A 20717-nucleotide genomic window follows, 5' to 3' on the forward strand; every position below is an offset into this window, starting at 1 on the left:
CACCGATATAGATATGGTAGCTACCTATCGTTGAATGACCTACCTTCCGAAAGCCCCACCGATGATATCGAACAGCTCATTCGTAATAGCCTGCTGACGAGACTTGTTATACTCGACCGTAAGGGTGCTGATCAGATTATCGGCATTCTCTGTGGCTGCCTGCATAGAGATCATGCGCACAGCATGTTCCGATGCATTTGAGTCGAGTAAAGCGGTATACAGTTTCAGTCTGACACTCTTCGGGATTAATACACGAAGTAAGTCTTCGCGCGAAGGCTCGACAATATATTCTGGCACAGACCACGTTTTCTCTTCTTGCGGTTTGGGGAGCACGATCGGCAACATGGTTTCACGCTTTAGCACCTGCGTACCGGCACTTTCGAAATGATGATAGATCAATTCCACCCGGTCAAGTCTCTTCGCTTCGAACTCCCGAATTAAGGAGTCTGCCAGCTCTGCGATGGTGGTATAATCGGGTTTCTCCGCAAGTCCTTCGAAGTTTCTTTCTATGATATACCCGCTCTCGCGAATCGCATCGAAAACTTTTTTCCCGACGGTATACAGACGAATGTCTTCAGCAGACAGCCGATCATATTCTTCGATCGTTTTCAGTGTCGCACGTATAACGTTGGTGTTGAACGCACCGCACAACGATCCATCGGAAGAAAAGGCGACAATCGCAACTCGCTTTACTTCGCGCTGATCAGAGAGTGAATTCGTATATTCGCCCGACAGTAATGAGCTCATTACATGATGCAACGACTCGGAATAGGGAAGCATGTTTTCGATCGTATGCTGTGCCTTGTGAAGCTTTGCAGACGAAACCATCTTCATTGCCGAAGTGATCTTTCGGGTATTTTTGATTGACCAGATGCGTTCTTTTACTTCTTTCAGTGCCATTGTTTCATTACGTCTCTCTATACATTTATCTACTTTCCAGACGACGATTCCAAACGGATGCTGGCGGCTACTTTTTCGATAATCGTCGCCACCTCCATATCGAATTGTCCGTTACGGAGCGGTTTCAACACATCGTCCTGATGATTATTTCGGAGTATCTGCAAGAAGGTTCGCTCGAATTCACGCACTTGCTCTACAGGAATATCTTTAAGCAAACCGTTTGTTCCGCAATAAAGAATCGCGATCTGCTCTTCGACCGGCATCGGAGTATACTGTAGCTGAATAAGCAATTCCGTATTCTTCTTTCCTTTATCGATGGCAAAAGCCGTCACGGGATCCAGATCGCCTCCGAACTTGGTGAACGATTCCAATTCGCGAAATTGAGCCTGATCAATTTTCAGTGTACCGGCCACTTTCTTCATCGCTTTTATCTGTGCACTTCCTCCGACACGCGACACGGAGATCCCCACATTGACTGCCGGACGGATCCCCTGATTGAACAGATCGTTTTCAAGAAAAATCTGTCCGTCCGTAATAGAAATGACATTTGTCGGAATATATGCGGAAACGTCACCCGCCTGTGTCTCAATAATCGGCAGGGCCGTTAGCGATCCTCCTCCCTTCACTTTCCCTATGAGGCTCTCCGGCAAATCGTTCATTTGTTCCGCTACATCCTGCTGGCTGATGATCTTAGCAGCACGTTCCAACAGTCTCGAATGCAGATAAAAAATATCTCCGGGATAAGCCTCACGCCCCGACGGCCGACGCAAAATCAACGAAATTTCACGATAGGCGACGGCTTGTTTGGAAAGATCGTCGTACACAACAAGGGCGTGCCGTCCCGTATCACGGAAATATTCACCGATCGCAGCTCCCGCAAAAGGTGCGAAGTATTGCATCGCCGCAGAATCCGACGCATTGGCCGCTACGACAATCGTATAGTCCAAAGCCCCTTTTTCTCGCAACGTCTGAACCACCGAGGCAACCGTCGATCCTTTTTGTCCGATAGCCACGTAGATACAATAAACAGGCTGGCCCTCCTCAAAATTCGCACGTTGATTGAGAATGGTATCGATGGCGATGGCGGTCTTTCCCGTCTGCCGGTCACCAATGATCAGTTCGCGTTGCCCGCGACCGATAGGGATCATCGCGTCAATCGCCTTCAGTCCCGTTTGTAACGGCTGACTGACCGGTTGGCGGAAGATGACTCCCGGAGCCTTACGCTCCAACGGCATCCGGCAGCGTGCGCCTTGAATCTCGCCTTTACCGTCGAGCGGTGTACCCAACGGATCGATGACTCGTCCAAGCATCCCTTCACCCACATCGACCGATGCAATTTCTTTCGTACGCTTAACAGAAAACCCTTCTTTAATCTTGTCGGTCGCACCGAGTAGAACGGCTCCCACATTATCCTCTTCAAGATTCATCACCACGCCCATCATGCCGTTTTCAAACTCCAGCAGTTCATTGGCCTCGGCATTACGCAGTCCGTATATACGGGCTACGCCATCACTGACTTGTAAGACCGTACCGACCTCATCGAATTCGAGTTGCATGTCTATTCCCTCAAGTTGCATCTTAAGCACTTCGGAGACTTCACTTATTTTTATATTGTCAGACATTTTATCTATGAATAAATATAATCAGTTATGTATCTATTATTTATCCCACCTGTTCGGTTTCACGCATACGTGTACCGGATGAAGCAAGCAGCTGCCGCTTCAATCGCGCAAGCTGTCCTCTGACGGAGGCATCCAATCGCATATCGTTCAGTTGAAAGATAAAACCTCCCCCCACAGCCGGATCGGTATATGCTGAAAACTCAACCTCTCCCCGAGTCCGTTTTTCCACCTGCCGACGGATACGCACGAGCATTTCTTCACTCATCGGCCCGGCTGATGTGAGGTGAACGATACTGATGTTCTTTCGCCTGCGATAATACGTCTGATAACTTAACGCAATATCATACAACATACTCTCTCGGTTATTCTTCAGGATCAGCCTGATAAAGTCGAGATAAGATTGTTCCGGGGCGGGACTGGCAGCTTCTCCCAGTATTTCCTGCTTGTATTTGACGGGAACTACCGGGCTGGAAAGCGTATCGCGCAGTTTCGGAATATCACGGAGTATCGACGAAAGCGTTTGCATGCGTTGATAAAGCGCTTGCTCCTCGTTTCGTCTCAAAGCATACTCGTACAATGCTTTCGCATATCGTCTGGAAATTAATCCTGCATTCATCATTCTTCATTATCATCCGTTCACAGCTCCACCAGAGAGGCTGAGAACAGATTGAATTTTCATACGGTTTAATTCTTTTCTATCTCGTCCAGTAAATGAGCGATGAAAACCTCCTGCCCTGCAGGATCATCCAGCTGCCGACGAAGTACTTTCTCCGCAATATCGACGGATAAGCGTGCAACTTGCCCACGAATATCACTCATGGCCTGTTGCTTTTGAGCATCTATCTGACGCCTCGCTTCATCTAATTGCTGCTGCGCCTCTATAGCGGCTTTCTCCTTGGCGGACAGTATCATCTTTTCACTCTCGGCAGTAGCCTGCCGGATCAACTCGCTTTGGCGCACGCGGGCTTCGTCCAAAATACCTTCCGACTCCTGCCGGATCTCTGCCAGCCTGCGATTCGCTTCATCGGCTGTCACAAGCGATTGCTCAATATATTCCCTACGTTCGTCGACCATTCGGGTGATGACGGGGAAACCGAACTTCGCCAATAGTCCGAAGACGATCAGAAAAGACAGCAGCATCCAGAATAGCAGTCCGAAGTCGGGCGTTAACAACGACATGATCTAAGTCTTTTTTGTTAACTGTTCACAGCCATCAGACAAACAACGATCGCAAATAATGCCGCACCTTCAATTAATGCCGCAACAATAATCATCGACATGCGCACATCACTGGCCGCTTCGGGCTGACGTCCGATCGCTTCCATCGCACTCGAACCGATTTTTCCAATACCGAGACCGGCTCCAATAACAGCAATAGCGGCTCCCAACGGCGCGGCAAATGCGCCCAAATTTGTTGTTGCTTGCAACATCATGTTTAACAGTGTCATAATCCTTTAATTTAAAATTGTTATTTCGTATTTTACCTTTTTATTTCTTTACTTTTTCGCGTTGATGCTCCGGTCTCGAAAGTCCGATAAACACGGCCGAAAGCATCGTAAACACATACGCCTGAATATAAGCGACGAGCAGCTCGAGACAGTTCATAAATACCGATAATAAAACGGAAAAGACCGTCATACCGACATGCATTGCAGCCCCCATCTTAGCCGTAATAAATACAAGGCAAGTAAGTGCGATCACAATCGAATGTCCTGCCATTATATTCGCGAAAAGACGAATCATCAAAGCAAACGGTTTCGAGATAACCCCGAACAGCTCGATGACAGGCATCAGAGGAACCGGCACTTTCATCCACATCGGTACATCCGGCCAAAATATCTCTTTCCAATATGCCTTATTCCCAAATACATTAACGGCAACCATCGTGCAAATAGCAAGTGTGAAAGTGATTGCAATATTTCCGGTCGTATTGGCTCCTCCCGGAAAAACAGGAATCAATCCCATCAGGTTGTTGATCAAGATGAAGAAAAATGCCGTCAGGAGATACGGTGAATATCGAGCATAATCTTTGCCGATACTTTTTCGTATGACTTCATCTTCGATATTCATGACAAACATTTCGACAGCTCCCACGAATCCGCCCGGAACGGCATGCTTGGGATGACGTTTATACCATCTCGCCACAGACAGAAAGATCGCCAGCATGACGATCGAGTTGATGATTAACGCCAGGGCATCCTTTGTCAGAGAAATATCCAACGGACGTATCTCCGCACCACCGGCATCACGTTCGACAATCTTTCCGGCATAGTCCCCTTCGGATGCGATGTAAAAACCTTTATATGATGCATCGTGTGTAAGGCGAGAGGATGAAAACACATGCCACCCCGTCGTCGAAGAACGAACGATCACCGGCAGATAGACCGACAGGTGTCGATCGTTGATTGTCGTAATATGCCACCAGTAACTATCCTGTACATGATCAAAGATAATCTCGACCGCATTGATCTCGGGCTTATCGCTCTGAGCATACGCAGAAGAAGGCGGTACGACGCTCAGGAGACCTATCACGCCAACCAGCACCTTGATTTTTATATCATTGAACTTTTTGATCATCTTTTACCCCCGTTCTTTTATGATGTTTGTGTTGAGAATCAATATTGTACAATACAAACAATTTGACGCACATAAACCAAATATAAAATAGCCCGAAGGTGAGCAGAAACGCTCTACGTTGCACATTGATCTGGTAGACGTAATAAAACAAGAAGCAGGCCGAGACAATAAACTGCGAAGTGTTCAACAGCATCAGTCGAGCAACTGCACGTCCGGGATGCAAGCGTTTGCTCTCGATGCGAGACAGCGCCAACAACACCGTCAGACCTAACATGAGGAAATATACAGGAGTCAGGAGCATATACGGCGTATAGCTTTTCGGGAAAAGCCAGTAGACCATCGCCAATTCAATGATTCCAAACATCAAAATACTTCCGAGCACAAACGTATTGACCGTTTTATGCGAATATGCACTACTCATTTTTCTTATTCTGATTACAATATATGTTTTATATTTCTACACAGACCGTTATTTGGTCCGCCTTCACTTCTACAAACCCGCTTCGTATGGCTATCCGGCGAGCTTCTCCACCCAAAGGAGCATGACATTCGATTTCACCTTCGACTAATGACGAGATGATTGGTGCGTGCTTCGGCAAGACTTCGAATCGCCCTACTTCACCCGGAAATACAATACGTGAGCACTCTTCTTGATATACGGTTCCGGAAGGAGAAATCACCCTTATTTTCAACATCTCCTTATTTATCTACCTGATCTTTGATTTTCGCAGCCTTCTCTTTTGCGTCTTCAATCGTTCCGACATTCAGGAAGGCTTGCTCGGGCAAGTCATCTACTTCACCGTCAAGAATCATTTTGAAGCCTTTAATATTATCTTCGATTGAAACCATCACGCCGGGAACCCCGGTAAATTGTTCCGCCACAGAAAACGGCTGAGAAAGAAAGCGCTGCACGCGACGGGCACGATTGACGGTCAGCCGATCTTCGTCCGACAATTCTTCCATGCCGAGAATCGAAATAATATCCTGCAACTCTTTGTTGCGTTGCAGAATTTGTTTCACGCGTTGTGCCGTACGGTAATGTTCTTCTCCGACGATATTCGGATCAAGAATGCGTGAAGTGGATTCGAGCGGGTCGACAGCCGGATAAATACCTAATTCTGTGATTTTCCGGCTTAACACGGTCGTCGCGTCGAGATACGAAAACGTTGTTGCCGGCGCAGGGTCTGTCAGGTCATCAGCAGGGACATATACCGCTTGCACCGATGTGATGGATCCGCTTTTAGTCGAAGCGATACGCTCTTGCATATTTCCCATCTCAGTAGCCAAGGTAGGTTGATACCCGACTGCCGAAGGCATACGCCCGAGCAAGGCCGACACTTCGCTGCCTGCCTGAGTAAAGCGGAAGATATTGTCGATAAAGAACAAAATATCTCTCGAACCTCCTCCCGCATCACGAAACGACTCTGCAACAGTCAGACCCGATAAGGCCACTGATGCACGCGCCCCGGGCGGCTCATTCATCTGACCGAAGATCAGTGTCGCTTGGGATTTCTTCAATTCTTCGTAATCAATCTTCGATAAATCCCATTCTCCGCGTTCCATCGCTTCCTCAAACGCTTTCCCGTAGCGAATGACACCCGACTCGATCATCTCGCGCAAAAGATCGTTTCCCTCACGCGTACGTTCACCTACTCCGGCAAAAACGGAAAATCCGTTATGCCGCTTGGCTATATTATTAATTAGCTCCTTAATCAATACCGTCTTACCTACACCGGCTCCGCCGAACAGACCGATTTTTCCACCTTTTAGATAAGGCTCCAGCAAATCGATCACCTTGATCCCGGTAAACAAGACTTCTTGCGATGTCGAAAGGTCTTCGAAATTAGGAGGTTCACGATGTATCGGCATGGCTCCGGCTTCGTCCAGAACGGTCATACCGTCAATAGCTTCGCCGATAACATTGAGTACACGTCCCTTCGTCTGCTCACCGACAGGCACACGGATCGGCGCATAGTCCGACACGGCTTCCATACCTCGTCGTAGACCATCGGTCGAGTCCATCGCCACCGAGCGCACACTCTTCTCACCGATATGCTGCTGTATCTCGGCTATGAGCACTCGCCCATCGGGGCGTTTGATCAAAACGGCATCATGAATAGACGGTAGTTGAATGATGGCATCGGAATCATCTTTCTCGAAACTGATGTCGATTACCGGACCAACAATCTGAGAAATATATCCTGTTATTTTTTTTTCCATATCTTTTTAATCCTCTTTCGTAAATCGGGTGCAAAGATATGGAGATTAAAATGTTATTTATTGACGAAAAAGCCATCGAAAATGTTCATTTTGGATATTCCCGATGGCTTTCGATTCTGAACAGAGCCTTTAAACAAGCAAATGAACGGCTTACTTCTTCTTTAAGCTCGATGACTTGTCGACCGACATGGTCACGGTGCAATCGCCTGTGTATATGACATCCGAACCACCTCCGACTTTGGCCGATAGTCGTTCCGTGCAGTGGACATCGACATCGCTTCCGCCCGAAACGGAGAGATCGCAATCTTTTGTCACGAACCGATGGGCCTTGAAATCGCTACCGCCCGAGACGGACACGCTGCAAACGTTAGCATAGCCTGACAGATCCCCGTCGCTACCGCCCGAGATGGCCAAATCGCACTGCTCAGCCTCTACCGAAGCGTTGAAGTCGCTGCCGCCGCTGCATGCCATGTCGAGCGTCTTCACGTTGATCTCTCCCTTGAAATCACTTCCTCCCGAACAGGCTATCGAAAGGGCATCTCCCTGTGATGTGGTATTTTTCGTATATACATCACTGCCGCCACTGACCGAAATCGCGGTGAGTTGACCCATATTCGGCACGATAACCTTCGGGCTCTTTCCATTGAAGCGATACCTGTAGCCATGTTTCATGGTAATCTTTAACGTACCGTCTTCCACCTTCGTTTCCACATATTCCTGAAGGTTCTCATCGGCAACCACGATGATACCCCCCGTCAGATCGCCGGAAATTTCAACATCCAGCCCGTTTCTTACACTAAGCGCTTTGTAGGTGCCTACACTTCGCTGACGTTCGACCGTCTGCCCGTTTCCCTGAATGCGCCCTTGCGCAATACAACTCATTGTCGCCGCAAGCGCAATGACCGATAATAAGATTGTTCTCATCATGATATTTATTTTCATATTCAATGATAAAACGTAAGAAACGGAAAAATGTTACATTTTTCGCATTGCAGATGCCTATCGAGAGTCAGTTAAAACTCTGATGTAAAGTGGAATTTTATTTCCGGAAAATCTTGCTGAGCCATCGTCAGCACATACGCCGAATCGGCCAGATAGACATCTCTTCCCTCATGGTCGACAGCCATATATTGCGCCTTACGCTTCTTGAAACTGTCGAGCATCGCTTTATCGTCGCTTTCTATCCAGCACGCTTTATAAAGGCTGATCGGTTCCCAGCGGCATTGCGCACCATACTCGTGCAGCAGACGGTACTGAATGACTTCGAACTGCAACTGTCCGACCGTACCGATAATCTTTCGGCCATTAAACTGATTCGTAAACAGTTGGGCAACCCCTTCGTCCATCAACTGATCGACACCTTTGTTGAGCTGCTTGGCTTTCATTGGGTCGGCATTCTCGATGTATTTGAACATCTCGGGCGAGAAGCTCGGAAGTCCCTTGAAGTGAAGCTCTTCACCTCCGGTCAGACTGTCACCGATCTTGAAGTTTCCCGTATCGGGCAGCCCGACGATATCGCCGGCAAACGCTTCGTCTACGACTTCTTTGCGCTGCGCCATAAACGCCGTCGGACTGCTGAAACGCATCATCTTCCCGAAACGCACGTGCTTATAGTTCGCGTTCCGCTCGAACCGTCCCGAGCAAATCTTCACGAACGCGATGCAGCTGCGGTGATTCGGATCCATATTGGCATGAATCTTAAAGACAAACCCGGAGAACGCCTCTTCTTCCGGACGAACGATCCGCTCGACGGCCTGCACCGGAGAAGGCGGCGGGGCGATACGTACAAAGCAGTTCAGCAACTCGCGCACACCGAAGTTATTCAAGGCCGAGCCGAAAAAGACCGGAGCCACATCGCCTTTCAGGTACGTCTCCTTGTCGAATTCGGGATAGACCCCATTGATCAGTTCCACATCAGCCCGCAGCTTCTCAGCCAGCGAAGCATCGATATGTTTCTCCAGCTCGGGGCTGTCGATATCTTTAAACTCGATACTTTCCGTCACCGTCTGCTTACTCGGCATATACAGATCGAGTTTCTGTTCGTAAAGGTTATAGACGCCTTTGAAACGCACGCCCATCTCGATCGGCCAGCTTAACGGACGGACACTGATTTTCAGCTCGCTCTCGATCTCGTCGAGCAAATCGAACGGCGACTTCCCTTCGCGGTCCATCTTATTGACGAAAACAATCACGGGTGTCTTCCGCATCCGGCAGACTTCCATTAGCTTACGGGTCTGCGCTTCCACGCCTTTGGCCGCATCGACCACGATGATCACACTGTCGACCGCCGTCAACGTGCGGAACGTATCTTCCGCAAAATCCTGGTGACCGGGTGTGTCGAGGATATTGATCTTATATCCCTCGTAATCGAAGGCCATCACCGAGGTGGCCACCGAGATGCCACGTTGCTTCTCGATTTCCATCCAGTCGGAAGTGGCCGTGCGGCGTATCTTGTTCGATTTGACGGCGCCGGCCACGTGAATAGCACCTCCGAAAAGAAGGAGTTTCTCGGTAAGCGTCGTTTTCCCCGCGTCGGGGTGACTGATGATCGCAAATGTTCTGCGTCGATGTATTTCGTCTGTTAAAGTCATTTGTTTCTATCATTAAGGGTTTGTTGTCAAAGTGCGGACACATCCGGTCAGGCTCTCTTCCCACACCGGAATCCGGAGACCGAACACCTGTTTGATTTTCGTCTTGTCGAGGACGCTGTAGGCCGGTCTGGTCGCCCGCGTGGGGTACTCGTCCGTGGTGATCGGATGAAGCGTACATGTGCGACCGCCCATCTCCATAACCTTCCGGGCAAAGTCGTACCAACTGCATACGCCCTCGTTCGAGAAATGATAGATGCCGGACGCCCATACCGGATGCGCCAGTATCTTCAGCATGGCATCGGCCAGATCGCCGGCATACGTGGGCGTTCCCACCTGATCGGCTACGACGCTCACCTCGCTTCGCTCGGCGCCGAGACGCAACATCGTCTTGACGAAGTTTTGCCCCACCTCCGAATAAAGCCATGCCGTGCGGATAATAACCGCATCGGGAAGGACTTCCTGCAAGGTCTGTTCGCCTGCCAGTTTAGTACGGCCATAGACCGACGTCGGCGCCGTCGGATCATCTTCGCGATAAGGCCGCTGTCCCCGTCCGTCGAAGACATAATCGGTAGAGATATGGATGACGCGCGCGCCGTGCTCGGACGCAATCTCGCCGATGTTGCGCACCGCATCGCGATTGATCCGCATACACCGTTCGGCATCATCTTCAGCCTTGTCGACGGCCGTATAAGCCGCACAGTTCAAGATATACCCGATGCCATTGGCGCGTACGTATTTCGTCAACTGCGCTTTATTGCAAATATCGAGGGCATCGACATCGGTAAAATAAAACGTCCATTCCGGGTGATGACTCGCCCGTTGCCGCAGGGCGCTTCCCAATTGTCCGTTCGTACCCGTCACTAAAATTGATTTCATCTTGTTCTCGTTTTTTGTCAGGATACCGTTTCCGATTCCTTGAATTTGGCAGCCAGAAAAGAGAGAAACGTATGAATCTGTTTCATCGCTTCCTGCGTTTCGGCACTGACGGGCTTGCCCTGCATCCGCAGCAGCAGATAACCGTAGAGGGCGATGAAGCAGGTCTCGATCTCCGGCATCTCGGCGCCTCCCGCCTTGGCGCGCAACTGCACGATCGATGGCAAGGTTTTGTAATACAAGGCGCCATACGTCGTTTCGCGCGGGTTTGCGAGCAGCGACCGATGCAACTCCGTCAGCGAAAGAATCACATTTCGGTTGATCTGCAAATGTCCGCGTTCGGTCACTCCTTCGTTGCGCATCATGTCGATTAGCTCTTCATACCAGTGAACAATTTCGGCCTTTACCGTCTCCGGCTGGTCATACTGTTCGATAAGGGTTTCCCGAATCTTGTCGATATCCAATCCGTTGGCACGGATCAGGTCTTCCACCTGCCACATGTAAAGCAGATATTCGACCATATTTTCCTTTCTTTTTTGTTGAGCCACCATCATAGCGGGTACAAAAGTAGCAACTTCCGGACAAATGTCAATTGCAAACAAGCAATTTAATCGTACTTTTGTCGAAGAAACAATTACGATAAACGATGAAAACATCCGTCCGACTCATTCCTACGGGTTATTTTTATGCCGATGGGGGCTGCATGTTCGGTGCCACTCCGCAATCGGCGTGGAAGCGTCGCTACAAGGCTGATTCGCAGAATCGCTGCCGGCTCGCCATGCACGTCGGACTGGTAACCACCGAATGCGGACGAGTGATCCTGATCGATAACGGCATCGGCAACAAGCATACCGACCAACTGAGAGCCTCGTTCTATCAGTTTCATGAACTGACGGACCTCGATGAAGCACTCCGACAATACGGCATCCGTCCCGACGACGTGACCGACGTCGTGCTGACTCACCTGCATTTCGATCATTGCGGAGGAACCACCCGACACGGTGAGGACCAACAAATCGTCCCTGCCTACCCGAATGCGACGTGCTGGGTGAGCGAAGCGCAATGGCACGAAGGGTTTCATCCCAACGCTCTCGAACGTGATTCTTTTTTCCCGGAGAATATGGAGGTCATTCGAGAATCGGGCAAATTACGTCTAATCAAAGACGAGATGTTCCTTACGCCGCAGGTCAAGCTGCGTCTGTTCGGCGGACATACATGCGGGCAAATCGTCGTCGATGTGCGGACAGATTCCCGCACTGTTGTCTTTGCCGGCGATGTTATCCCTACCTCCGCTCACCTCTCTCCGACATGGATTTCCGCATACGATATTCGTCCGTTAGAGACTTACCACGCCAAAATCCGCTTGCTCGAGGAAGCTGCCGCGAAGGAGCAAATCGTCGTCTATTATCACGACGCGTATACCCCATACTCGGCCGTGAAGAAAATAAACGATTTCTATAAAGCCATCTCCTTCGCTGTGGATACGGACGGAAAGATTGGGTAGCAGACAGATCAAATCATGAATTAAAAATGATGAAAACCGATGGCTGACAATTGACTATTAATTCGAATCCGGCGCTATACTGCCCGCTAATAGGAAGAGTCTTTCGGATGAAGAGATCGCCCCTTAGAAAACCACAACTTGCAGATAATCTATCCCCCAAATATTTCCTATAGATTCCTAACGACACCTTTCGATACGTTTCGAATGTATAAGAGTATAGGGCAAAAAGTTTTATAAATGGCAGTGTGCCATAACGAGCGAACTGCTTCGTTGTTTGTGGAATGCGAGCTCGGTCACATACCTTAGTATATCCCTCATCCTTATCGCCTCCCAATTTCGCCCATTCTTACACAACTAAAGAGGGTGTACCCAAACATTGCGTTTTGACACACCCTCTTGGAACTATGCTGTTCCTTCAAAATCGTAGCCGATGACACATCTTTCGAGTTCAACTTGTTTTCATTTTCATCGGCTGTTTTTCTATTATTTGCTGTATGGATAATCTACTGATCCGTTTACCGGGCACGATGTAACATTATCGATACAATACACTCCATTGATGGCCCTTAGCGTATATGCTACAATGCGACAATTATTCAGGTTGACAGTACGTTTCAATTTGATGGATTTCGTATCGATCGTAAACGTACGCGTAGCTTTTCTACCCGTTTTGATTTCTCCCAGATCAACACCCGTTTTGGGATCTTCGTCCGATAGCTTATATGTAGCTACATGATTGTGTATATAGTTCAGGTCGACCTTCTCACGAGTAATCATCTGACCATGTACGATCCCGTCTTCCACGACGAACGCATAGAAACGATAATGATCTGTTTTGTTTGTTAAGATGTTGGCTGTAAACCGAATCATTCCATCCGTAGTTTTCGACTCCATGGCAATACCCGTTTGTGAAGGACAAAAGGCAATCATGTAGTCAATTGCTGAGATCAATTTTTGGGGAGTGGTTGTCCGGTAAATGTTCACCTTTTGATTGAGATCGACTAATGAAGAAGGCCATGAAGGACAAAGCATATCGGCCGTTCTTCCGAGTACGCCGTAAAGCGTTTCGTAGTTTGTGCAACGGTTCTGTACATGCAGCACAATGGGAATGATATGGTTGGGCAATTGTTCCCTTACCATATTAATTGCCTTTGTCATGATGGGGCATGTGTTGCAGGCTGCCGATGCGAATTGCATAATACAAAAATGTTTGGTAAAGGATAGCGGAACATAAGTTGCTTCAAGGAAAGCCTCGTTCGATTTTACATTGTCATAAACAGCGTAAAAGGTGTATGTTCCGGGTTCGTTCGTTTTAAATGTTTTTCCCTCGTAAGCCGTATCGGACGATCCTTTTTGCATGATAACGGCCTCTTTAGTCACGTCTCTTCCGTCTGCTTGAACCGTAAAAACGACCTCTTCCACGCCATCTGCCTTGATTTTGTTTTTGTTTAGGATCAGCGTAACGGCTTCTGTTGCCGATCGGATCGTTATTTTTTCCGATTGTTCGCCATCGTAGGTTGCGTAAAAGGTATAAGTGCCCGACTTTTCAGTCGAGAAGCTGTGGCTTTCGAGTTTTGTTTCGTCTTCTCCTTTCAATGTAATGACAGCCGATGAAGTCACATCTTCATCGTCGGCTTTCACGGTGAATCGAATGATGTCCGTACCGTTCGGTTTGAGGCTTGGTTTATCGGCTGTCAGTTTGATGACAACTTGTGTGGCTGTAATCGTAATTTCGTTCGACTTTTGGCCTTCATATAGAGCGTAGAACGAATAAGAGCCACTTTTCGATGTGGCAAAGTTGAACTTCCTCAGACCTTCGGAAGGGGTAGATGAAGAAGGTACGATAGTCACACCTGACGATGTTTCCTTGCCATCAACTTTGACCGTGAAAGTCAGCGAATCTTTGCCGTTGGCTTTGATGCTTGTTTTGTTCGCTGATAAAGTTATTGACACTGGTATGCTTTCTTTTTTATCCGAACATCCGAGAATGCTTAAAACGAGGAAAATGCTCAATATGGAGCTGAGTAATTTATAATTTTTCATTGTTGATGTTTATGTTTAAAATACGGCCCAAAAGTACGGATTTATTATTTGAACAAAATGTAAAAAAGGTTTCGTTTTCGGAACAGTTGGCATTTCTTTGAGATGAATCTGATACAGATTTTATGCTTTTTATACTTGGGCAATGTTTGTATAAAGCCTCTATCTTTTTTGGGGAGTGGATAGGTAGCAAGGAGATAATTACATAAAAAAAGCTGCCTCATTCACATTAGGTTATGAGGCAGCTTGAATTTACAAGAGTGTGTTTTTTTCCTCGCGTTTGGCTTTATTATTATTTAGCCACCCGTTCAAGCCATTTAACCATGGCCAACATCGTGAACATGGAAATGAGACATGCTACCACGAATACAGCCCAAGTAGCCCAGATAGGAATGTTCTCATACATAATCGTACCGATAATGAGAAGCTGATTGCCCAATGCGGTAGCTCCCAACCAGCAGCCCTGCATCACAGCTTGAAGGTGAGGAGGTGCTACTTTTGACACGAATGACAATCCGAGAGGACTGATGAACAATTCTGCAATGGTAAGGATCAAATAAGTTCCGATCAGCAAGAAAGGTGAAACGCGCTGTGCGTTCGTAAGTCCGCCTAAAGCCTCACGCTCGGCAGAAGTAGGCAGACCAACTGAACCGATGGACATAATCACAAAAGCCAATGCAGCAATTCCCATACCGATAGCAATTTTCTTCGGAGTAGAAGGTTCGATACCTTTAGAGCGCAGCCATCCGAAAATACCAATGATGATAGGCGTCAGGAATACAACGAAGAACGGATTGAATGACTGGAAGATTTCGGCACCTTTGATTCGAGTGAATCCCAAATTGATGTCGATCATACTCAAATCCGTGTAGTCATTTGCAAAGAATGTAAGCGTAACACCATTCTGATGGAATGAGAACCAGAAGAAGATAACTACTGCGAATACAGCAAAGAGAGCATAGATGCGCTGACGTATTTCCGTGCTGCTCATTTGGATTTCCGCTTTGGCTTCTGCCGTAGCTGCTGCTTTCTTGCTGGGGTCGGGAAGTTTCTTCTTATTGGCAATGTAAATTGCAATAGAAATAAGCATTGCAACGATTGCTGCAGCAAACGCATAATGGAATCCGGTGTTGAAGATATTGAGATATTCGTTTGCAAAGGCAGAGTAGTCTGGTACAGTTCCACCACTTACCTCTCCTGCAATGCGTTTGAATGTCTCCATCGCTTCGGGAGTAATGGTACCATTGATGAGCTTATGACAAAGGGCAGGTAGGTCCGGGTCATATTCGAATCCATGACTTTGAACCCAGCCATTACGGATACCTGTTGCAATCATCGGAGCAAAAAGGGCTCCAACATTGATGAACATATAGAAGATTTGGAATCCGGTATCACGCTTGTCGGAATAACGAGGGTCATCATACATCTGTCCTACCACAGCCTGCAGATTGCCCTTGAATAGGCCATTACCAAAGGCGATAACAAACAAGCCAATACAGGTAAGCGTCAGATAAAGCGTAAAATTAGGCACCGGTGTAGGTGTAGGGATAGCGATCATCGCGTAGCCGAGAGTCATGAGCATAAGACCGGCAAAGATGGTTCCCTTGTACTTCTTCGTTTTGTCAGCAATGTACCCTCCGGCCAAGGCCAAAAGATAAATCAGCGCATAAAAAGTAGCATAGATAGTGGTGGCTTCTGTTTTTTCGAGACCGAATTTGCTCACAAGGAAGAGAGCCAGAATTGCCATCATGATGTAGAAACCGAAGCGTTCGCCCATATTAGAGAGGGCTGCCCCGATCAGTCCTTTAGGGTGATTCTTGAAAATCATAAACAATTACTTTAATTTAAAATAGTTATACATTATACATTATTACATTCAGTTGACTTTATTGAATAATCTGTTTAATTGCCCCGGTTTCGGGATAGAAAAGTACTTTGACGGGGGCTTTTTTATCTTCAAACATAACGGGGGCCAGTCCCTCACGGGTGCCGAACTGTACGATTTGTACCTCGCCCCGATAGAGTTTCTTTGTGCCCGTTTCAATCTCGACACGTGCTTTCCCTGGCACATTATATACGATGCCTTTCATCATTTTTTCTTTCTTCTCGGCTTCTTTCGGGTCAAGTTCCGGTGCGCGCTCTGTGGCATGCAGACTCAAATAGATGGGTTGTCCGCCTAAATCGTCGGCATCCAGGATACCCAGTTTTTCCGAGAATCGGAATAATACCTCCTTATTGATGTCGTCCTGTGGGACGATGCGTACTTCATGAAAAGAAGTTTTGCGATACTCCCGACCGACGAAGAGCGTCGTCAATGCCTGCTCCTGATCGGTGAGTTGTTGCAGCACCAGTTTCATGGCTTCACCGTCGGGGGGCATGTTATCGGCCTCTCCCGAAACAATATCCATCTTGCTTTCACGCAGTCGGTAGATCTGTTTGGCAGCTACTTCGGCCTGTCGTGTTACCGAACCGGCCATAAGCAATTCTTCCGTCATCAAGGCTGTTACATCGCTTGTTTCGGTGACTTGTGCATCGTTCTTTATCTTTTTCAGATTCGGTTCGGATGGAGTATAATCAGCGTTGATCGAGCACATCAGACCTTCTTCGGTCAAGTAGACGTATGGCGCAACCGTCTTCGATTTAAACTCGACCGTATACGTGTTTTCTTCGTCGGGTATGCCTTTATTCTCCAAATAGATTTTACCCAATTCATAATATACATGGTCGTTCGTTACGGCGTCTTTTACCCCCAGATATTTTTCAGCGTATTTATAGTAGGGGCCAGCCTTACAAGTTACTTTCGTCACTTCGGCGGTTACGATAAGCGACGTTTTGGGGAGAGAGTAGGTCACTCCGTATCCGTTGCTTTTCATGGCCACCTTTTTCTCGACTCGCGTCTGCGACATTGCAATAAACGAACCGAGCAACATGCTGGCAACTAACATATTGATTCTCATTTTTTGTCCTTTTTTTGAAAATAATCGCACAAATCTATGTAATATTTTCCGTTCCTGCAAAATTGTATGTACTTTTGTCCCGTTATCAAATGAACGTTCATAATGGAAAATACTCCTACATCAAATGAAATACAGGTAGAAATTACGGACGATATGGCGCAGGGTACGTATGCCAATTTGGCTATCGTGGCACATTCATCGTCCGAATTTATTCTTGACTTTATCCAAATTATGCCGGGTGCTCCTAAGGCGAAGGTTAAAAGCCGGATCATCCTTACCCCCGACAATGCGCAACGTTTGCTTTATGCCTTGCAGGATAACATCCGCAAGTTTGAAGAGCAGCAGCAAAGCGGGGGCAACACGAACACGGACGCGTTCAACAATCTGATTCCGCCGATTGGTACGCCGGGGCAGGCCTAACCAAGGGGCTGTAAGTCATCCAACATCCGCTTGAGTACGACTTGTGCCGAAATTTCGCGGTTCGCTGCTTGAGGAATGACAATACTCTGGGGACTTTCAATTACTTCGTCGGTTACAATCAGATTACGGCGCACAGGCAAACAGTGCATAAAAAATGCATTGTTGGTAAGCGCCATTTTTTCGGTATCGACCGTCCATGAACGATCGGTACTGAGCACCTCTCCATAGTGTGGGTCTTTGTATGCCGCCCAGTTTTTAGCGTAGATAAAATCGGCTCCTTCAAATGCTTTGCGCTGGTTGTGTTCCACCCGAGCATCTCCGACAAATTGCGGATCTAACTCATATCCTTCAGGATGGGTAATGACGAGTTCGTATCCTGCGGCATTTATCCATTCGGCAAAGCTATTGGGCACGGCCTGCGGTAATGCACGCGGATGCGGCGTCCATGTCAGCACGATTTTCGGACGCTCCGTACGTTTATATTCTTCAATCGTAATCAGGTCGGCAAAACTTTGTAAAGGATGACGCGTAGCCGCTTCCATGCTAAAGACCGGTCGGCCGGAGTAACGAATAAACTGCTGAAGAATTTTTTCGCTGTAATCATCCTCCTTACTTTCAAAACGCGCAAACGAGCGTACCCCGATGATGTCGCAATAACACCCCATCACGGGAATGGCTTCAAGTAAATGTTCGCTTTTGTCGCCATCCATTACGACTCCCCGTTCGGTTTCCAGTCGCCATGCACCCTGGTTAATGTCGAGGACAATAACGTTCATACCCAAATTAGTAGCAGCCTTCTGCGTACTTAGTCGGGTACGCAGGCTATTATTGAAAAAAATCAGCAATGCCGTCTTGTTTCTGCCTATTTCTTGATATTGAAAACGGTCTTTCTTAAGCTCCAAGGCTTCTTTGACAGCTTGACGGACATCGCCGATATCTTCCACTCTCGTAAAATTCATTTTGATTCGTGTTTTTGTTGTTTTACTGTTTGCTTGCTCTGCAAAGATACACTATTTCTAATTCGGTGCTAACCGAAACTTTGTTTTTTTCCGGCTACTTCAACCTCGTTTCAAGGATTTTTGATTTTTCCGTTTCATCTGTTAAAGTCGTTCCCAATTGGCGGGATGAAATGATTGGTTTGTTATGGAACCATAAAAAAATGCAGACCGGAATGTTTAGACGACTTCATTGCTGAAAAATATCTGAAGAGTAACTTTTGAGTAAAAAATGAGTAATTTACTCATTGTTCAAATTTATTTTTCTTCCGACCTTTGCCCCGCATAGTAAATGTTTGTATCGGAGCAAATTGTTAAAACGGTTTGTTGTTGAGCTGATTATGAATGGAGATATGATATATAAAAAGAAGAGAACGGATAGGCTGTTATATATAAAGATAGGAGTACTGACGATACTGCTTTGGGGTATTATCACTCCATCGGCTGCGCAAAAACGCTACCGCACGGGCGACGTACCCAACGTACAGTTGCATCATGGAAAACAGTATGTGAGTGATCCGGAAAATATCATTCGTTCTCACGAAAAGGCTCAACTGAACCGTTTACTGGGTGAACTGCGTGATTCGCTTCACATAGAAACGGCGGTAGTCGTGCTTCCTGCCATTGACCGTTATCAGTACGATTCGGCTCGCAAATTCGCCAACAAGTTATTCAACACATGGGATATCGGAGGCAAGCGAACCAAAAGAGGACTACTGATTTTATTGCTTACGCACGATGAGGAACGTGAAATTGTATTCAAAACAGGAACAGGACTTGAAAATGAATTGACGGATGCTGTATGTAAAGAGATTCAAACTCGTTCTATGATTCCACTCTTGCGTAAGCAGGCTTTTGGAGAAGGATTACTCGCGGGCGTGAAGGAAGTGCGACGCGTTATGAGTAACCGACCGAAGAACAATGCCCTCTCTACCATGAAGGAGAAAAACACAGACGAGGGGGACGAGGGAATCAACGGCATTCTTGTGATATTGGCCATTGTCGTATCGGCCATCTTGTTTTTCGCTATCTCGTACGACGAATTTAAGTTTGCCCGTAGCGGCAGGATAGGGCGAAGTGTCGTTGCCCGCAAGACATCGTACTACGTGGTTGCTCTCATCGCCTTCTTGTGTTTCCCCGGACTTATCTTACTGCCTTTATTCGTGTTGTTCAAGCTGCTGTTTCGCGGTCGTCTGACTTGTAGTGTACCGTGTCCGTCGTGTCGTTCGGTGGGTACATTCAAGAATCTCCGGAAAGAATTTTACGTAGATTATGAAATGGTTGGAAGTAAGAACATGAGAACACAACATTGGAGTTTCGTCTGTAAAAAATGTGGCTTCCGGATGAAAGAAACGTTGAAGGACGATGTAGCAGAATTCGCTATGTTGACGCAAAACGTGATTCAAAAAATGAGAAGAGGAGGAAGAGATCGCGACAACGACGAGGATGGCTCATGGGAAGGAGGGCGTAGCGGCGGTGGTGCGTCGACACGCTTCTAACCAAGAGAAAAAATATACATGAATAACTGCTAAAATAAATCGATGATGAAAAAAAAGATGTATATCCTTGCGGCATGCCTGATGGCATGGATTGCAATGCCGCAGCCAATCGACGCACAGGTATTGCGTGGTAATAACAATCAACAGATCGGAAGCATCAGTTCCGATGGGACGATCCGAAATCGAAGCCATGCGGAAGTGGGGAGAATTAAATCCGACGGTGCGATTTGCGACCGAAGTAATAAGCAAATCGGTACAATCTCTTCCGACGGCATTGTACGCGATCGCAGTCATGCGGAAATCGGACGAATCCATTCCGATGGAACCGTGCGTGACCGCAGCAACAAGTATCTTGGTAAGATCGATACCGACGGTACGGTACGTAACAGCAACAATGCCAGTATCGGCAAAGCATCGGGTGTGAAAAAAGAATGGGCGGCCGTAGCGTTCTTCTTTTTCGACTTCTGAATTGGCTCCGGTGAGGAGACCGAACCGGAAAAAATAATAAAAACAGAAGAT

The 20717-nt window shown here is 47.3% G+C and carries 21 protein-coding genes; 4 read left to right on the forward strand and 17 right to left on the reverse strand.

Going from position 1 to position 20717, the window contains the following annotated elements:
- Positions 1 to 39: 39 nt before the first annotated feature.
- The 13 genes from EII41_RS04570 to EII41_RS04630 all read right to left on the reverse strand — a co-directional run bounded on the left by EII41_RS04570 (position 40) and on the right by EII41_RS04630 (position 11337).
- Entirely contained in the window at positions 40 to 900 is an 861-nt protein-coding gene (locus EII41_RS04570; protein WP_124789606.1) for a F0F1 ATP synthase subunit gamma, read from the reverse strand.
- Between the two features lie 29 nt (positions 901 to 929).
- Positions 930 to 2522 carry a F0F1 ATP synthase subunit alpha gene (atpA, locus tag EII41_RS04575; RefSeq protein WP_124789607.1) on the reverse strand — a complete coding sequence of 531 codons (1593 nt, stop codon included), beginning with the start codon at positions 2520 to 2522 and terminating at the stop codon, positions 930 to 932.
- Positions 2523 to 2562: 40 nt separating this feature from the next.
- Positions 2563 to 3141 carry a F0F1 ATP synthase subunit delta gene (locus tag EII41_RS04580; protein WP_124789608.1) on the reverse strand — a complete coding sequence of 193 codons (579 nt, stop codon included), beginning with the start codon at positions 3139 to 3141 and terminating at the stop codon, positions 2563 to 2565.
- 65 nt (positions 3142 to 3206) lie between these two features.
- A complete protein-coding gene (gene atpF, locus EII41_RS04585) occupies positions 3207 to 3701 on the reverse strand; it encodes a F0F1 ATP synthase subunit B (RefSeq protein ID WP_124789609.1) in 495 nt (164 codons plus the stop codon).
- Between the two features lie 17 nt (positions 3702 to 3718).
- Positions 3719 to 3970, reverse strand: coding sequence for an ATP synthase F0 subunit C (gene atpE / locus EII41_RS04590; protein ID WP_014224102.1), 252 nt, complete (start codon positions 3968 to 3970; stop codon positions 3719 to 3721).
- 40 nt (positions 3971 to 4010) lie between these two features.
- Entirely contained in the window at positions 4011 to 5099 is a 1089-nt protein-coding gene (atpB, locus tag EII41_RS04595) for a F0F1 ATP synthase subunit A (RefSeq protein ID WP_124789610.1), read from the reverse strand.
- The gene (locus EII41_RS04600) at positions 5080 to 5520 is read right to left on the reverse strand and encodes a hypothetical protein (protein WP_124789611.1); all 441 of its coding nucleotides are present in this window, start codon (positions 5518 to 5520) and stop codon (positions 5080 to 5082) included. Before EII41_RS04600 ends, atpB begins: the two co-directional genes overlap by 20 nt.
- A gap of 28 nt (positions 5521 to 5548) precedes the next feature.
- Positions 5549 to 5794 carry a FoF1 ATP synthase subunit delta/epsilon gene (locus EII41_RS04605; RefSeq protein WP_124789612.1) on the reverse strand — a complete coding sequence of 82 codons (246 nt, stop codon included), beginning with the start codon at positions 5792 to 5794 and terminating at the stop codon, positions 5549 to 5551.
- Between the two features lie 4 nt (positions 5795 to 5798).
- Positions 5799 to 7319, reverse strand: a complete 1521-nt coding sequence (atpD, locus tag EII41_RS04610; RefSeq protein ID WP_124789613.1) for a F0F1 ATP synthase subunit beta — start codon at positions 7317 to 7319, stop codon at positions 5799 to 5801.
- 150 nt (positions 7320 to 7469) lie between these two features.
- Entirely contained in the window at positions 7470 to 8246 is a 777-nt protein-coding gene (locus EII41_RS04615) for a head GIN domain-containing protein (RefSeq protein ID WP_185711829.1), read from the reverse strand.
- A gap of 86 nt (positions 8247 to 8332) precedes the next feature.
- Positions 8333 to 9910, reverse strand: a complete 1578-nt coding sequence (locus EII41_RS04620) for a peptide chain release factor 3 (protein ID WP_124789615.1) — start codon at positions 9908 to 9910, stop codon at positions 8333 to 8335.
- Positions 9911 to 9922: 12 nt separating this feature from the next.
- On the reverse strand, positions 9923 to 10786 hold the full coding sequence (gene rfbD / locus EII41_RS04625; protein WP_124789616.1) for a dTDP-4-dehydrorhamnose reductase: 864 nt from the start codon (positions 10784 to 10786) through the stop codon (positions 9923 to 9925).
- Between the two features lie 17 nt (positions 10787 to 10803).
- Complete coding sequence (locus EII41_RS04630; RefSeq protein ID WP_124789617.1) at positions 10804 to 11337, reverse strand: DUF4924 family protein; 534 nt, start codon at positions 11335 to 11337, stop codon at positions 10804 to 10806.
- Between the two features lie 92 nt (positions 11338 to 11429).
- Between EII41_RS04630 and EII41_RS04635 the strand changes: the two genes are divergently transcribed.
- Positions 11430 to 12287, forward strand: coding sequence for an MBL fold metallo-hydrolase (locus EII41_RS04635; protein WP_124789618.1), 858 nt, complete (start codon positions 11430 to 11432; stop codon positions 12285 to 12287).
- A gap of 483 nt (positions 12288 to 12770) precedes the next feature.
- On the opposite strand, the gene EII41_RS04640 is transcribed toward EII41_RS04635, so the two are convergent.
- The 3 genes from EII41_RS04640 to EII41_RS04650 form a co-directional block, all read right to left on the reverse strand.
- Positions 12771 to 14240: an Omp28-related outer membrane protein gene (locus EII41_RS04640; protein WP_185711830.1), complete on the reverse strand. Its 1470-nt coding sequence runs from the start codon at positions 14238 to 14240 to the stop codon at positions 12771 to 12773.
- A gap of 379 nt (positions 14241 to 14619) precedes the next feature.
- A complete protein-coding gene (locus EII41_RS04645; RefSeq protein WP_124789639.1) occupies positions 14620 to 16152 on the reverse strand; it encodes a peptide MFS transporter in 1533 nt (510 codons plus the stop codon).
- Between the two features lie 61 nt (positions 16153 to 16213).
- Complete coding sequence (locus tag EII41_RS04650; RefSeq protein WP_124789620.1) at positions 16214 to 17284, reverse strand: DUF4831 family protein; 1071 nt, start codon at positions 17282 to 17284, stop codon at positions 16214 to 16216.
- Positions 17285 to 17386: 102 nt separating this feature from the next.
- On the opposite strand from EII41_RS04650, the gene EII41_RS04655 reads away from it, so the two are divergent.
- Entirely contained in the window at positions 17387 to 17704 is a 318-nt protein-coding gene (locus tag EII41_RS04655) for a DUF3467 domain-containing protein (RefSeq protein WP_124751716.1), read from the forward strand.
- Here EII41_RS04655 and EII41_RS04660 read toward each other — a convergent pair.
- Positions 17701 to 18663, reverse strand: a complete 963-nt coding sequence (locus EII41_RS04660; RefSeq protein WP_124789621.1) for an N-acetylornithine carbamoyltransferase — start codon at positions 18661 to 18663, stop codon at positions 17701 to 17703. The two genes, EII41_RS04655 and EII41_RS04660, sit on opposite strands and share 4 nt — an antisense overlap.
- Positions 18664 to 19052: 389 nt before the next feature.
- Here EII41_RS04660 and EII41_RS04665 point away from each other — a divergent pair, with 389 nt between their 5' ends.
- A complete protein-coding gene (locus EII41_RS04665; RefSeq protein WP_185711831.1) occupies positions 19053 to 20198 on the forward strand; it encodes a TPM domain-containing protein in 1146 nt (381 codons plus the stop codon).
- Positions 20199 to 20240: 42 nt separating this feature from the next.
- On the forward strand, positions 20241 to 20666 hold the full coding sequence (locus EII41_RS04670) for a 5-fold beta-flower protein (protein WP_260425482.1): 426 nt from the start codon (positions 20241 to 20243) through the stop codon (positions 20664 to 20666).
- Positions 20667 to 20717 lie beyond the last annotated feature (51 nt).

The organism is Tannerella forsythia (assembly GCF_003860135.1).
GTDB lineage: Bacteria > Bacteroidota > Bacteroidia > Bacteroidales > Tannerellaceae > Tannerella > Tannerella forsythia_A.

Bases quoted from the DNA above. Each gene is read 5' to 3' on its own strand.
- rfbD (WP_124789616.1), bottom strand. From the start codon at position 10,786: ATGAAATCAATTTTAGTGACGGGTACGAACGGACAATTGGGAAGCGCC.
- EII41_RS04670 (WP_260425482.1), top strand. From the start codon at position 20,241: ATGATGAAAAAAAAGATGTATATCCTTGCGGCATGCCTGATGGCATGG.
- EII41_RS04615 (WP_185711829.1), bottom strand. From the start codon at position 8,246: ATGATGAGAACAATCTTATTATCGGTCATTGCGCTTGCGGCGACAATG.
- EII41_RS04665 (WP_185711831.1), top strand. From the start codon at position 19,053: ATGATATATAAAAAGAAGAGAACGGATAGGCTGTTATATATAAAGATA.
- EII41_RS04600 (WP_124789611.1), bottom strand. From the start codon at position 5,520: ATGAGTAGTGCATATTCGCATAAAACGGTCAATACGTTTGTGCTCGGA.
- EII41_RS04635 (WP_124789618.1), top strand. From the start codon at position 11,430: ATGAAAACATCCGTCCGACTCATTCCTACGGGTTATTTTTATGCCGAT.
- atpA (WP_124789607.1), bottom strand. From the start codon at position 2,522: ATGTCTGACAATATAAAAATAAGTGAAGTCTCCGAAGTGCTTAAGATG.
- EII41_RS04630 (WP_124789617.1), bottom strand. From the start codon at position 11,337: ATGATGGTGGCTCAACAAAAAAGAAAGGAAAATATGGTCGAATATCTG.
- EII41_RS04570 (WP_124789606.1), bottom strand. From the start codon at position 900: ATGGCACTGAAAGAAGTAAAAGAACGCATCTGGTCAATCAAAAATACC.
- EII41_RS04620 (WP_124789615.1), bottom strand. From the start codon at position 9,910: ATGACTTTAACAGACGAAATACATCGACGCAGAACATTTGCGATCATC.
- EII41_RS04650 (WP_124789620.1), bottom strand. From the start codon at position 17,284: ATGAGAATCAATATGTTAGTTGCCAGCATGTTGCTCGGTTCGTTTATT.
- atpD (WP_124789613.1), bottom strand. From the start codon at position 7,319: ATGGAAAAAAAAATAACAGGATATATTTCTCAGATTGTTGGTCCGGTA.
- atpE (WP_014224102.1), bottom strand. From the start codon at position 3,970: ATGACACTGTTAAACATGATGTTGCAAGCAACAACAAATTTGGGCGCA.
- EII41_RS04580 (WP_124789608.1), bottom strand. From the start codon at position 3,141: ATGATGAATGCAGGATTAATTTCCAGACGATATGCGAAAGCATTGTAC.
- EII41_RS04655 (WP_124751716.1), top strand. From the start codon at position 17,387: ATGGAAAATACTCCTACATCAAATGAAATACAGGTAGAAATTACGGAC.
- EII41_RS04605 (WP_124789612.1), bottom strand. From the start codon at position 5,794: ATGTTGAAAATAAGGGTGATTTCTCCTTCCGGAACCGTATATCAAGAA.
- EII41_RS04660 (WP_124789621.1), bottom strand. From the start codon at position 18,663: ATGAATTTTACGAGAGTGGAAGATATCGGCGATGTCCGTCAAGCTGTC.
- atpF (WP_124789609.1), bottom strand. From the start codon at position 3,701: ATGTCGTTGTTAACGCCCGACTTCGGACTGCTATTCTGGATGCTGCTG.
- atpB (WP_124789610.1), bottom strand. From the start codon at position 5,099: ATGATCAAAAAGTTCAATGATATAAAAATCAAGGTGCTGGTTGGCGTG.